9 protein-coding genes are annotated in these 14,533 nt (G+C 61.6%); 5 read left to right on the top strand and 4 right to left on the bottom strand.

Translation table 11 applies throughout. The features are described 5' to 3' along the window. Positions 1 to 28: 28 nt before the first annotated feature. Together AC3WRD_RS23275 and AC3WRD_RS23270 are read left to right on the top strand one after the other, a co-directional pair. Positions 29 to 2,110, top strand: coding sequence for a putative bifunctional diguanylate cyclase/phosphodiesterase (locus tag AC3WRD_RS23275; RefSeq protein WP_102621370.1), 2,082 nt, complete (start codon positions 29 to 31; stop codon positions 2,108 to 2,110). An 84-nt stretch (positions 2,111 to 2,194) separates the two neighbouring features. Continuing rightward, a complete protein-coding gene (locus tag AC3WRD_RS23270) occupies positions 2,195 to 2,941 on the top strand; it encodes an SDR family oxidoreductase (protein WP_096820260.1) in 747 nt (248 codons plus the stop codon). A gap of 39 nt (positions 2,942 to 2,980) precedes the next feature. On the opposite strand, the gene mapR is transcribed toward AC3WRD_RS23270, so the two are convergent. The 4 genes from mapR to AC3WRD_RS23250 form a co-directional block, all read right to left on the bottom strand. Further along, entirely contained in the window at positions 2,981 to 4,390 is a 1,410-nt protein-coding gene (gene mapR, locus AC3WRD_RS23265; RefSeq protein ID WP_096820262.1) for a GntR family transcriptional regulator MpaR, read from the bottom strand. Positions 4,391 to 4,475: 85 nt separating this feature from the next. Continuing rightward, complete coding sequence (ccoG, locus tag AC3WRD_RS23260; RefSeq protein ID WP_102621369.1) at positions 4,476 to 5,906, bottom strand: cytochrome c oxidase accessory protein CcoG; 1,431 nt, start codon at positions 5,904 to 5,906, stop codon at positions 4,476 to 4,478. A gap of 195 nt (positions 5,907 to 6,101) precedes the next feature. Next, complete coding sequence (locus tag AC3WRD_RS23255) at positions 6,102 to 6,335, bottom strand: DUF3203 family protein (protein ID WP_102621368.1); 234 nt, start codon at positions 6,333 to 6,335, stop codon at positions 6,102 to 6,104. Positions 6,336 to 6,415: 80 nt separating this feature from the next. Continuing rightward, the gene (locus AC3WRD_RS23250; protein WP_173861372.1) at positions 6,416 to 6,574 is read right to left on the bottom strand and encodes a hypothetical protein; all 159 of its coding nucleotides are present in this window, start codon (positions 6,572 to 6,574) and stop codon (positions 6,416 to 6,418) included. Positions 6,575 to 6,792: 218 nt separating this feature from the next. Between AC3WRD_RS23250 and AC3WRD_RS23245 the strand changes: the two genes are divergently transcribed. The 3 genes from AC3WRD_RS23245 (at position 6,793) to glgB (ending at position 14,531) form a co-directional block, all read left to right on the top strand. After that, complete coding sequence (locus AC3WRD_RS23245) at positions 6,793 to 8,790, top strand: alpha-1,4-glucan--maltose-1-phosphate maltosyltransferase (RefSeq protein WP_102621367.1); 1,998 nt, start codon at positions 6,793 to 6,795, stop codon at positions 8,788 to 8,790. A gap of 165 nt (positions 8,791 to 8,955) precedes the next feature. After that, positions 8,956 to 12,297, top strand: a complete 3,342-nt coding sequence (gene treS / locus AC3WRD_RS23240) for a maltose alpha-D-glucosyltransferase (RefSeq protein WP_102621366.1) — start codon at positions 8,956 to 8,958, stop codon at positions 12,295 to 12,297. Positions 12,298 to 12,299: 2 nt separating this feature from the next. Next, the gene (gene glgB / locus AC3WRD_RS23235) at positions 12,300 to 14,531 is read left to right on the top strand and encodes a 1,4-alpha-glucan branching protein GlgB (protein WP_102621365.1); all 2,232 of its coding nucleotides are present in this window, start codon (positions 12,300 to 12,302) and stop codon (positions 14,529 to 14,531) included. Positions 14,532 to 14,533: the final 2 nt, after the last annotated feature.

Below are 14,533 nucleotides of genomic sequence, written 5' to 3'. Positions count from 1 at the left end.
GTACGGTGGGGTGGTCACGAGAATTCTCATGCTCATCGGTAGTTATTCCTTCACGCTGGTTTTCATTTCGCTGTGTGTGGCGATCCTCGCGTCCTATACCGCGCTCGACCTTACAGGGCGCATCGCCACCGCCAAGGGTCGCGCCGTGCATTTGTGGACGGCCGGCGGGGCGTTCGCCATGGGCATCGGCGTCTGGTCGATGCACTTCATCGGCATGCTGGCCTTCAAACTGCCGATCAGCCTGGGTTATGACATTCCGATCACCGCGCTTTCATTGCTGATCGCCGTGCTGTCCTGCGGTTTTGCGCTGTGGCTGGTCAGCCAGCCGAAACTGCCGGCCTGGCAACTGGCCTTCGGCGCCTTGATCATGGGCGCCGGCATCAGCGCCATGCACTACACCGGTATGGCTGCGATGCGCATGCAACCGGGCATCGATTACGATCCGGCGCTGTTCGGCGCTTCGCTGCTGATCGCCGTCGGCGCTTCGGCCGCCGCATTGTGGATTGCCTTTCGCCTGCGTCAGCATTCGCCTTACGTGCGCCTGTTTCGTGCCGGCGCAGCCATTGTCATGGGCATCGCGATTGTCGGCATGCACTACACCGGCATGGCGGCGGCGCGGTTTCCCGAAGGCAGTTTCTGCGGCGCAGCGCTTAGCGGCCTGAATGGCAATGGCCTCGATAATCTGGTGCTGATCACCACGCTCGCGGTGCTGAGCATCGCGTTGCTGACCTCGATTCTCGATGCCCGTCTCGAAGCGCGCACCGCTGATCTGGCTCATTCGTTGACCGTGGCCAACCGCGAACTGACCCAACTGGCCCTGCACGACACCCTGACCGGCCTGCCGAACCGCATGCTGCTGGACGACCGGATCAATCAGGCGATGAAAAAGGTCAACGAGCAGGGCGGTTGCTTTGCGCTGATGTTCATCGATCTGGACGGCTTCAAACCGGTCAACGACGCTTTCGGTCACCACATGGGCGACCAGTTGCTGCGCGAAGTGGCGGTGCGTCTGCGTGAAGATTTGCGCAGCCTCGACACGCTGGCACGGATCGGCGGCGATGAATTTGTCCTGCTGGTGCGCCTGACCGAGCCCAACGATGCGCTGGGTCTGGCAGCACGTCAGGTCGGTTTGATCGCGCAGTCGTTCCGCGTGGCCGAGCATGACCTGCAGATTTCCGCCAGCGTCGGTATTGCCCTGTATCCGGGCAACGGCCAGAACGCTCAGGAACTGCTGATGAACGCCGACGCCGCGATGTACCACGCCAAGGGCGGCGGTAAGAACGGCTACAGCTTCTTCGACGCCTCGATGAACAGCAACGCGCGCAAGCAGCTGCAACTGTTGCAGGACCTGCGTGCGGCGCTGGAACACAGTCAGTTCAGTCTGCATTACCAACCCAAGTTCCACGCGGCCGACGGTCGTCCGGTCGGTGCCGAAGCGTTGCTGCGCTGGGAGCACCCGCTCCACGGCATGCTGATGCCGGACAAGTTCATCGACCTGGCCGAAAAAACCGGGCTGATCATTCCGATCGGCGAATGGGTACTCAACGAAGCCTGCCGACAGATGCGCGAGTGGTACGTGCTGGGCTACACCGACTGGCGAATCGCAGTGAACCTGTCGGCGTTGCAGTTCTGCCACACCGGGCTGGTGCAAAGCGTCGCCAAGGCCTTGGCCACTCACCACTTGCCAGCCAACAGTCTGACCCTGGAAATCACCGAAACCACGGCCATGAGCGATGCCGACGCGAGCATGACGGTGTTGCAGGAACTGTCCGACATGGGTGTCGATCTTTCCATCGATGACTTCGGCACCGGTTATTCGAGCCTGATGTACCTCAAGCGCCTGCCGGCCAACGAGTTGAAGATCGATCGCGGTTTTGTCCGCGACCTGGAGCATGACAGCGACGACGCCGCCATCGTCTCGGCGATTGTCGCGCTCGGTCAGGCGCTGGGCCTGCGCATCGTGGCCGAAGGCGTGGAGACCGGCGTGCAGCAGGACTTTTTGACGCAACTGGGCTGCGATTCGCTGCAGGGTTATCTGCTCGGCCACCCGATGCCGGCGGATCGCTTCCTGCAGGACATCGTGCGTGGCAAGCCATTGGCGGTGAACTGAACGACTGACACAGGCCATGCAAAACCCCGCAATGACGGTTATTCTTCCTGCGACTGTTACGTGTGCATTGGGGGGAAAGCCTGCATGGATAAAGTCATTGTGATCACTGGCGGCGGTCGCGGAATCGGGGCCGCCACTGCGCTGTTGGCTGCCGAGCAAGGCTATCGGATCTGCATCAATTACCAGACGGACGAACAGGCAGCCCACCACGTACTCGACCAGGTGCGTGAACGCGGCGCCACTGCCATTGCCGTGCGCGCCGATGTCAGTATCGAAGACGAAGTGATCGGCCTGTTTCATCGGGTCGACACGGAGCTGGGCCGGGTCACCGCCCTGGTGAACAACGCCGGCACCGTCGGGCACAAATCGCGGGTCGACGAAATGTCCGAATTCCGCATCCTCAAAATCATGAAAACCAACGTCCTGGCGCCGATCCTCTGCGCCAAGCACGCGATCCTGCGCATGTCGCCCAAACACGGCGGGCAGGGCGGCAGCATCGTCAACGTCTCCTCGGTCGCTGCGCGCCTGGGCTCTCCGAATGAGTACGTCGACTACGCCGCGTCCAAGGGCGCGCTCGACACGTTCACCATCGGTCTGTCCAAGGAAGTGGCGGGCGAGGGGATTCGGGTCAACGCGGTGCGCCCGGGCTACATCTACACCGACTTCCACGCCTTGAGCGGCGATCCGGATCGGGTCAGCAAGCTGGAGTCGGCGATTCCGATGGCCCGAGGCGGGAGACCGGATGAAGTGGCGGAGGCGATTGTCTGGTTGTTGTCGGACAAGGCTTCGTATGCGACCGGGACCTTTGTCGATCTAGGCGGCGGTCGTTAGTCAAGGAGCGTTCCCACGCGTTGCGTGGGAGCGCTCGCATCAGAACGACCGGACAATCCGCCCCAACGTCTCCATCGCCTTCTCCGAACTCTCGGTCCACGGGCTGCCGTAGTTCAACCGGATGCAATTCCTGAATCGTTGAGTCGGCGAGAAAATCGGCCCCGGCGCAATGCTGATGCCTTGCGCCAACGCCATCTGAAACAACTTCAACGAATCCATCTGCGGTGGCAGCTCCAGCCACAGGAAATAGCCGCCGGCCGGTTGGCTCACGCGGGTCTGGGCCGGGAAGTAGCGGGCGATGGCCGCGAGCATGGCGCTTTGCTGTTCTTCGAGGGCATAGCGCAATTTGCGCAGGTGACGGTCGTAGCCGCCGTGTTGCAGGTAATCGGCGATGGCCGCCTGGGCCGGCATCGAGGCACAGAGTGAGGTCATCAGTTTCAGGCGTTCGATCTTCTGCGCGTAGCGTCCGGCGGCGACCCAGCCGATGCGATAGCCGGGGGCCAGGCTCTTGGCAAAAGAGCCGCAATGCATCACCAGACCTTCGGTGTCGAAGGCTTTGGCCGGTTTTGGCGCCTGCTGGCCGTAATAGAGTTCGGCGTAGACGTCGTCTTCGATCAGCGGCACTTGATGGCGTTTCAGCAGTTCCACCAGTTCCTGTTTCTTGGCCTCGGGCATGGTCGCGCCCATCGGGTTCTGGAAACTGGTCATGCACCAGCAGGCCTTGATCGGGTGCCGTTCGAGCGTCTGGGCGAGTACGCCGAGGTCGATACCGTCGCGCGGGTGCACGGGGATTTCCACGGCTTTGAGCTTCAGCCGCTCGAGCACTTGCAGGCTGGCGTAGAACGCCGGGGCTTCGATGGCCACCAGGTCGCCGGGTTCGGTCACCGCTTGCAGGCACAGGTTCAGCGCTTCGAGGGCGCCGTTGGTGATCAGCAGTTCTTCCATCGGCAGCATCAGCCCGCCGACCATGTAGCGCAGCGCGATCTGGCGGCGCAGTTGCGGGTTGCCCGGCGACATGTCGGTGACCACCATGCGCGGGTCCATTTCCCGGGCGGCGCTGGCCAGCGAACGCGACAGGCGTTGCAGCGGGAACAGTTCGGGGCTGGGGAATGCCGAGCCGAATGGCACTGTGCTCGGGTCCTTGATCGATTCCAGTACCGAGAACACCAGTTCGCTGACGTCGACCTTGGTGGATTCGTTGACCTGGCTGCTGATCACCGGCTCCGAGAACGGGCTCGGGGCGTGGGTGTTGACGAAATAGCCGGAGCGCGGTCGGGCGCGGATCAGGCCGCGACGTTCCAGCAGGTAATAGGCCTGGAACACCGTGGACGGGCTGACGCCATAGGTCTGGCTCGCATAGCGCACCGACGGCACCCGCTGACCGGGGCCGAGGACGCCGGAGCGGATCAGTTCAGCGATGTCGTCGGCGAATTTTTCGTAGCGTTTCATCGGTGTCCTGCAATGGATGGGATTTGGAAAACGGTTGTGCCAATGGGCGCAGCGCCATTGGCACAAAGGGTTGCATCTTAAAGGTTCAACGATTCATCGGCGCAACAAACCGGCTCTTCGCCACGCTATAAACCTCGGGCTCATCGCTGTCGGCAATCTTGAAGCTCAAGGTCTGCGAGCTGCTGGCCGGGCGTTCCGTGGTCATCGCCACCGACACCGGCACATCGACGATCTCGCCCGCCGCCAGGCTCAGCTCGGTCTTGCCTTGCAGCTGGAAGCCGTCGCCATCCACCAGGCTCAGGTTGTAGTCCTGGCGCTGTTGGGTCTTGTTGATGACTTTGAGGGTGTAGATGTTTTCGATCTGGCCCTGGCCGTTCTCGCGGAACAGACCACGGTCCTTGGTCACGTCCAGCGACACCATCGGCCGTTCGACCAGGGCCAGGGCGAGGGCACCGATCATCAGCACCAGCACCGCGACGTAACCGATCAGCCTTGGACGCAGCAAGTGCGTCTTGCCACCCTGCAATTCACGCTCCGAGGTGTAGCGGATCAAACCACGGGCGTAATTCATCTTGTCCATGATCGAATCGCAGGCGTCGATGCACGCTGCGCAGCCGATGCATTCCATTTGCAGGCCGTCGCGGATGTCGATGCCGGTCGGGCAGACCTGCACGCACAACTGGCAGTCGATGCAATCACCGAGGCCGGCTTCGGCCGGCTCCACGTCACGTTTGCGCGGTCCACGGTTTTCGCCACGGGCCACGTCGTAGGAAATTGCCAGGGTGTCCTTGTCGAACATCACGCTCTGGAACCGCGCATACGGGCACATGTGCATGCACACCGCTTCGCGCAGCCAGCCGGCATTGATGTAGGTGGCGCCGGTGAAAAACAACACCCAGAACAGACTGACACCGCCGATCTGCAGGGTCAGCAGTTCTTCGGCCAGCGGGCGGATGGGGGTGAAGTAGCCGACAAAGGTCAGACCGGTCAGCACGCTGATCGCTAGCCACAGTGTGTGCTTGGCCGCACGCCGTGCCAGTTTGTTCAGGCTCCACGGTGCAGCTTGCAGCTTGATCCGCTGGTTACGTTCACCTTCGGTGATCTTCTCGCACCACATGAAGATCCACGTCCACGAGCTCTGCGGACAGGTGTAACCACACCAGACCCGGCCTGCGAACACGGTGATGGCGAACAGGCCGAACGCGGCGATGATCAGCAGCGCCGACAGCAGAATGAAGTCCTGCGGCCAGAAGGTCGCGCCAAAGATGTGGAACTTGCTTTCGGAAAGGTCCCAGAGCACCGCCTGACGTCCGCCCCAGTTCAGCCACACGGTGCCGAAAAACAACAGGAACAGAAACCCCGCGCCACTCATGCGCAAGGTGCGGAACAGGCCGGTGAAGCTGCGGGTGAAGATCTGGTTGTCGCTGGTGGCGTTCTTCGCCTTCATTGGGCGCGCCGGTACTTTTTTTATGTGAGGCGTTGCTTCTACGGTTCGGACGGGGATTCGTTCGCTCATGGTCGTTCGCTCATCAGCCTCCATCAGGCCAGTGAACTATGAGCGCCGATCTGTTTGCATAACAGACTCAGGTATTTCAATAAAAAGCGTATCAGATGGGTTTTGCGCCCAGCCCTGCGACAACTTGAAGCAGCTGGCAGGCCGGGGCGCAGATGCTTATCCCAGACGTCTGCGCTGGATCTTGACCGGGATCAGTCAAATGACCGAATCACTGTCGGTGGCCTTGAGGTGTTTGCGTCCGTCTCGGGCGCCTGCGACGGTCAGCGCATCGGCTTCGGCCTCTGTGATGTAAACGCGCCGGCCTTCGATTTCCACGGCTGACATCGATTTTTCACTGTCGGTGATTATTGTCAGGTCACCGCACAGGCGAATCTGCTCACCGTTTTCGGTGGCGAAAAAACAGGTCTGGTTTTCGATGCGCACGGTCATGGGGCTGTCCTTTTTCCAAGGGTGTTGAAAGGTTAGGGCGCAGCCCCGGGGGATCGTTCTGCGCAACCGATTAATGGTCGCTAGACGATCACTGGCGGCATGGTCGTCGGCGGCTCTTCCTTGGGCGGCGGCGTGGTGCCCGGTGGCTCCTGTTCGGGGATCGGCTGCGGCTCGGTTTCGGGCAGGACGGGTTTGTCGATGTTCGGATCGGGCGTTTCAGCGGGGATCGGAATACTCATCAGATGAACCTCCGTGTGGCACATGGCGTGAGAAGTGCTTAAGTGGGTTGACCACTTCACCGCGAATTCGATCCGATTTTGTGGCGGGGCAAATCCCTGTGAACTTTTGCCGGCGAGGGTCGCTCGGAACCTGAGAGAGTTCATCGTCGGGCGCAGGCCCGGCCGTGATCGCCAAACAGGCAAGCGAGCGTCCTTGGGGCGTTAAGGAGAGATGCTCAATGACTGCTGAAAAACCCTCCGAACAGAGCTACAACCCGCACATCCCGCTGTCGCAGGCGTTGCTGCTGCCACGCATCGTCATCGAAAACACTCAGCCTTCGCTGGAGGGCGGGCAGTTTGCCGTCAAGGCTGTGGTCGGGCGCGAAATCGTGGTCACCAGCAAGATCTTCGCCGATGGTCACGACAAACTGGCGGTGCGCATCCGCTGGCGCGAAGAAGGCGAGGAAGTCTGGCAAAGCGAAGTCATGGCCGATCAGGGCAACAATGGCTGGGAGGGCCGGTTCCGTCCTCAACGCATGGGCCGCTATCTGTACCTGATCGAAGCCTGGATCGACCTGTTCGCCAGTTTTCAGTACGAGTTGGAGAAAAAGCACACCGCCGCCGTCCCGGTCAGCCTGGAGTTGCAAGAGGGCCGCACGATGGTGCAACAGGCGGCCGAACGCAGCGAAGGCCCGCTCAGTGAGCGGCTGGCGGCGCTGCACCACGAATTGTCCGGGCTGCTCGAAACCGAGCAGGTGGCGCTGTTTCTGCACCCGCAGAGTGCACAACTGATGACCGAGGCCGATCACCGCCCGTATCTGAGTATCAGCAATGAATTTCCGCTGGACGTCGAGCGCGAACTGGCCGAGTTCGCCAGTTGGTACGAGCTGTTTCCCCGCTCGATCACCGACGATCCCGCCCGTCACGGCACTTTCAATGATGTGCACGCGCGGTTGCCGATGATTCAGGACATGGGCTTCGACGTGCTGTATTTCACGCCGATCCACCCGATCGGTCGTAGCCACCGCAAGGGCCGCAACAACTCCCTGATTGCAGGGCCGGACGATCCAGGTAGCCCTTATGCGATCGGCAGCGAAGAGGGCGGGCACGAAGCGATTCATTCGCAGCTCGGCACTCGCGAGGACTTTCGTCGTCTGGTGGCGGCTGCCGCTGATCATGGTCTGGAAATCGCCCTCGATTTCGCCATCCAGTGTTCCCAGGATCACCCGTGGCTCAAGCAGCATCCGGGCTGGTTCAACTGGCGGCCGGACGGCACGATCAAATACGCGGAGAACCCGCCGAAGAAATACCAGGACATCGTCAACGTCGACTTCTATGCGCCGGAAGCGATTCCGAGCCTGTGGGTCGAGCTGCGCGACATCGTCGTCGGCTGGGTCGAGGAGGGCGTAAAGATCTTTCGCGTCGACAACCCGCACACCAAACCACTGCCGTTCTGGCAATGGCTGATCGCCGATGTGCGCACGCTGTACCCGGAAGTGATCTTCCTCGCCGAAGCGTTCACCACCCCGGCGATGATGGCGCGGTTGGGCAAGGTCGGTTACACCCAGAGCTACACCTATTTCACCTGGCGCAACACCAAGGCTGAACTGGCGAGCTATTTCAGCGAACTCAACGAATCGCCGTGGCGCGAATGCTACCGGCCGAATTTCTTCGTCAACACACCGGATATCAATCCGGCGTTCCTGCATGAGTCGGGGCGCCCCGGGTTTCTCATTCGTGCGGCGCTGGCGACCATGGGCTCGGGCCTGTGGGGCATGTACTCGGGGTTCGAACTGTGCGAATCGGCGTCGGTGCCGGGCAAGGAGGAATACCTCGATTCCGAGAAGTACGAAATCCGCGTCCGCGACTTCAATGCGCCCGACAACATCATTGCCGAGATCGCCCAGCTCAATCGCATCCGCCGGCAGAACCCGGCGCTGCACAGCCATCTGGGCCTGAAGATCTACAACGCCTGGAACGACAACATTCTGTATTTCGGCAAGCGCAGCGCCGATGGCAGCAATTTCATTCTGGTGGCCGTCAGTCTCGATCCGCACCACGTGCAGGAGGCCAATTTCGAATTGCCACTGTGGGAGATGGGCCTGCCGGACGACGCCACCACCCACGGCGAAGACCTGATGAACGGCCATCGCTGGGACTGGCACGGCAAGTACCAGTTCATGCGGATCGACCCGGCTTATCAGCCGTTCGGGATCTGGCGGATCACCGCCTTTTGAACTGACTCACAGATCGTTCCCACGCTCTGCGTGGGAACGCATCTCGGGACGCTCCGCGTCCCAACGGCGGACGCAGAGCGTCCATGGCGGCATTCCCACGCAGAGCGTGGGAACGATCTGTCGATCTGCGCGGGTCGCCCTTATTGCATTGATCAGGAGTTTCACATGGCGAAGAAACCCAAGTCAGCCACCTTCATCAAGGACCCGCTCTGGTACAAGGACGCGGTTATCTATCAAGTCCACGTCAAATCCTTTTTCGACTCCAACAACGACGGGATCGGCGATTTTCCCGGCCTGATCGCCAAACTCGATTACATCGCCGATCTTGGCGTCAACACCATCTGGCTGTTGCCGTTCTACCCCTCGCCACGGCGCGATGACGGTTACGACATCGCCGAATACCGTGGCGTACACAGCGATTACGGGACGATGGCCGACGCCAAACGCTTCATCGCAGAGGCGCACAAGCGTGGTTTGCGGGTGATCACCGAACTGGTCATCAACCACACCTCGGACCAGCACCCGTGGTTTCAACGAGCACGCAAGGCCAAGCCCGGTTCAGCGGCCCGCGACTTCTATGTGTGGTCCGATGACGACCAGAAGTACGACGGCACCCGGATTATTTTTCTCGACACTGAAAAGTCCAACTGGACCTGGGACCCGGTGGCCGGCCAGTACTTCTGGCACCGTTTCTATTCGCACCAGCCGGATCTGAATTTCGACAACCCGCAAGTCATGAAAGCCGTGCTGTCGGTGATGCGCTATTGGCTGGACATGGGCATCGACGGCTTGCGGCTGGATGCCATTCCGTACCTGATCGAGCGCGACGGCACCAACAATGAAAACCTGCCGGAGACCCACGACGTCCTCAAGCAGATCCGCGCCGAAATCGACGCCAACTACCCGGACCGCATGCTGCTGGCCGAGGCCAACCAATGGCCGGAAGACACCCAGCTGTACTTCGGTGACACCGACGCCGAGGGCGTCAACGGCGACGAATGCCACATGGCGTTTCACTTCCCGCTGATGCCGCGCATGTACATGGCGCTGGCCCAGGAAGATCGCTTCCCGATCACCGACATCCTGCGCCAGACCCCGGAGATCCCGGCCAACTGCCAATGGGCGATTTTCCTGCGCAACCACGATGAACTGACGCTGGAGATGGTCACCGACAAGGAACGCGACTACCTGTGGAACTACTACGCCGCCGACCGTCGTGCGCGGATCAATCTCGGCATTCGCCGGCGTCTGGCGCCGCTGATGGAGCGCGACCGCCGGCGTATCGAATTGCTTAACAGTCTGCTGCTGTCGATGCCCGGCACGCCGACCCTGTATTACGGCGATGAGATCGGCATGGGCGACAACATCTACCTCGGCGACCGCGATGGCGTGCGCACGCCGATGCAATGGTCGATCGACCGCAACGGCGGATTCTCCCGGGCCGACCCGGCCAGTCTGGTGCTGCCGCCGATCATGGACCCGCAGTACGGCTATCAGTCGGTCAACGTCGAAACCCAGGCCGGTGATCCGCATTCGCTGCTGAACTGGACCCGTCGCCTGCTGACCGTGCGCAAGCAGTCCAAGGCCTTCGGTCGTGGCACCTTGAAGATGCTGTCGCCGGCCAACCGTCGCGTTCTGGCCTACACCCGCGAATACACCGGGCCGGACGGCAAACACGAAATCATCCTGTGCGTGGCCAACGTCTCGCGCAGCGCTCAGGCCGTGGAGCTGGACCTTTCGGCCTATGTGGGCATGGTGCCGGTGGAGATGCTCGGCGGTAATGCGTTTCCGCCCATCGGTCAGTTGAATTTCCTGCTGACCCTGGCGCCGTACGGCTTCTACTGGTTCGGCCTCGCGGCGGAAAACCAGATGCCGAGCTGGCACGTCGAACCGGCGCAGAGCCTGCCGGACTTCACCACGCTGGTGCTGAAAAAACGCATGGAAGAACTGCTCGAAGCACCGTCCCGGGTCACCCTCGAACAGGGCATCCTGCCGAACTGGTTGCAGAATCGCCGCTGGTTCGCCGGCAAGGATGCGGCGATCGAGCAAGTCCGGCTGGCCTATGGTGTGCGTTTCGGCGACGCGCAGCATCCGGTGTTGCTCAGCGAAATCGAAGTCAGCGGCGGCGGGCAGGCCAGTCGTTACCAACTGCCGTTCGGCTTCATTTCGGAAGATCAGGTCGGACCGGCCTTGCCGCAGCAACTGGCCCTGGCGCGGGTGCGTCGGGTGCGTCAGGTCGGGCTGATCACCGATGCCTTCAGCCTTGAAGCGTTCATTCGCGCGGTGCTGCAAGGTATGCAGAGTGGCACGGTGCTGGAATCGAGTGACGGAGAAATCCGTTTCGAGTCCACGCCGCAACTGGACAAGCTCGGCCTCGGCGCCGAGTCCGAAGTGCGTTACCTGTCCGCCGAGCAATCCAACAGTTCGGTGGTGATCGGCAACAGTCTGGTGCTCAAGCTGATCCGCAAAGTCGCGTCCGGCGTACACCCGGAACTGGAGATGAGCGCTTATCTGACCGCCGCCGGGTTTGCCAATATCTCCCCGCTGCTCGGCTCGGTGATTCGTCGGGACGGGAAGGGCGAAGACAACCTGCTGATGATCGCCCAAGGCTACTTGAGCAATCAGGGCGACGCCTGGGAATGGACGCAGAACAACCTCGAACGGGCGTTGCGCGATGAGCTGGCGGACGCCGTGTCTGAACAGTCGCAACACTACAATGCGCTCGGCGAACTGAAGGACTTCGCCGGCATGCTGGGTCAGCGTCTGGGGGAAATGCATCAGGTGCTGGCGGCGCCGAGCGACAACAAGGACTTCGCACCGCAGGTCAGCTCGGCCAAGGATGCGCAGGCGACCGGCAAGGACGTGGGCGCTCAGGTCGAGCATGCGCTGAAGCTGCTCAAGCAGCATCAGGGCGAACTTGATGCGGCGGATCAGAAGCTGGTCGGTCGTCTGCTCGACCACAAGAAAACCATCCTCGCCCATGTGCAGGAGCTGGCGAAAAAATCCGCCGGCAGCTTGCGCATCCGCGTCCATGGCGACCTGCATCTGGGGCAAGTGCTGGTGATCAAGGGCGATGCCTACCTGATCGACTTCGAAGGCGAACCGGCGCGGCCACTGGCCGAGCGCCGTGGCAAGCACAGCCCGTACAAGGATGTCAGCGGGGTGCTGCGCTCATTCGATTACGCCGCCGCGATGACCATCAATGTGCACAACGTCGACAACAGTCCCGAAGCCGAGGCGGCGCGTCGCCGGGTCGCCGAACGCTATTTGCGTGAGGCCCGCGAAGCATTTGTCGAGGCATATCGCCGGGCGGCAGCTAGTCTTGATCATGCCTGGCAAGATCCTGAAGGTGCCGACGCCGCACTGGCGTTGTTCGGCCTGGAGAAAGCGGCCTACGAGGTGGCCTATGAAGCCGAAAATCGCCCCACCTGGCTGCCCGTGCCGTTGCACGGTTTGTATGGGTTATTGACGGGGCTTGAACCCTTTTCCGATCTTGGTGGAGAGTAGTCATGAGTTTCTCGAACAAGGAACAGGGTCACGTTAAAGAACGCTTGCTGCCCAGGGCGAAGGACATCGATGCCTTGGTGCGCGCAGAACATCAGGACCCGTTTTCCATTCTCGGACCCCACGGCGATGGTGCCGGCGGGCAGTTCATCCGGGCGTATCTGCCCGGTGCATTGAGTGTCACGGTGCTGGACAAGGACACCGGCGAGGAGCGCGGTCCGCTGGAGGCGACCGAAACGCCGGGGCTGTTCGTCGGGCATTTCGAGCCTTCGCGGCCGTATCAGTTGCGCACCCGCTGGGCCGGTGGCGAACAGGTCGCGGAAGACCCCTACAGCTTCGGGCCGTTGCTCGGTGAAATGGATTTGTACCTGTTCGCCGAGGGCAATCATCGCGATCTCAGCGGTTGCCTCGGTGCGCAGCTGAAAACCGTCGATGGCGTCGACGGTGTACGGTTTGCCGTGTGGGCGCCGAATGCCCGGCGGGTGTCGGTGGTCGGCGACTTCAATGTCTGGGACGGGCGCCGGCATCCGATGCGTCTGCGGCATCCGTCCGGGGTCTGGGAGTTGTTCATTCCGCGCCTGCAGGCGGGCGATCTGTACAAATACGAAATCCTCGGCGCTCACGGCATCCTGCCGCTCAAGGCTGACCCGATGGCGCTGGCCACCAGCCTGCCGCCGGACACCGCTTCCAAAGTCGCCTCGCCGCTGCAAGTCGACTGGCAGGATCAGGACTGGATGAACGGACGCAGCGAGCGCCAGCAACACAATGCGCCGCTGTCGATCTATGAGCTGCACGCTGGTTCCTGGCAGTGCGAACTGGACGATCTCGGTGAAGTCGCCCGCCAGTACACCTGGCCGGAGCTGGCCGAACGGCTGATTCCCTACGTCAAGGAACTGGGCTTCACCCACATCGAGCTGATGCCGATCATGGAGCACCCGTTCGGCGGCTCCTGGGGTTATCAGTTGCTGTCGCAGTTCGCCCCGAGTGCGCGTTACGGTACGCCGGACGAGTTCGCGGCGTTCATCAATGCCTGCCATCAGGCGGAAATCGGCGTGATTCTCGACTGGGTGCCGGCGCATTTCCCGACCGATACCCATGGCCTGGCGCAGTTCGACGGCACCGCGCTGTACGAATACGGCAACCCGCTGGAAGGCTTTCATCAGGACTGGGACACGCTGATCTACAACCTGGGCCGCACTGAAGTGCATGGCTACATGCTGGCGTCGGCGTTGCATTGGCTGAAGCATTTCCACGTCGATGGATTGCGGGTCGATGCGGTGGCCTCGATGCTGTACCGCGACTATTCGCGCAAGGCCGGGGAGTGGGTGCCCAATCGCCACGGCGGTCGGGAGAATCTGGAAGCCATCGACTTCCTTCGCCATTTGAATGATGTGGTGGCGCTGGAGGCGCCGGGAGCTTTAGTGATTGCCGAGGAATCCACGGCGTGGCCCGGCGTCAGTCAAAGTACCCAGCAGGGCGGCCTCGGTTTTGCCTACAAGTGGAACATGGGCTGGATGCACGATTCGCTGCATTACATCCAGCAGGATCCGGTGTACCGCGCCCATCATCACAACGAGCTGAGTTTCGGTCTGGTCTACGCCTGGTCCGAGCGTTTCATCCTGCCGATTTCCCACGACGAAGTGGTGCACGGCAAGCACTCGCTGATCGACAAGATGCCCGGCGACCGCTGGCAGAAATTCGCCAACCTGCGCGCTTACCTGAGCTTCATGTGGACTCATCCGGGCAAGAAACTGCTGTTCATGGGTTGCGAGTTCGGCCAGTGGCGCGAGTGGAATCACGATCAACAACTGGACTGGTATCTGCTCCAGTATTCCGAGCACAAAGGCGTGCAGAAACTGGTCGGCGACCTCAACCGTTTGTACCGCGAAGAGCCGGCTCTGCACGAACAGGACGATGCGCCGCAAGGGTTTCAGTGGCTGATCGGTGACGATGCGATCAATAGCGTCTACGCCTGGCTGCGCTGGAGCAAGGACGGTTCGCCGGTGCTGGTGGTGGCCAACTTCACGCCAGTGCCGCGTCAGTCGTATCGGGTGGGTGTGCCGTTTGCCGGGCGCTGGAGCGAGTTGCTCAACAGTGATGCCGACACCTATGCCGGTTCCAATTACGGCAATGGTGGCGGGGCGTTCACCGATGATGTGCCCAGCCATGGTCAGGCGTTGTCGCTGGAGCTGAATCTGCCGCCACTGGCGGTGTTGATCCTCAAGCCCGAACGTTGATG

Source organism: Pseudomonas sp. FW215-R2 (assembly GCF_058789255.1).
Note: the sequence above shows the minus strand (reverse complement) of the source record. Positions and strands in the feature narration are given on the sequence as shown.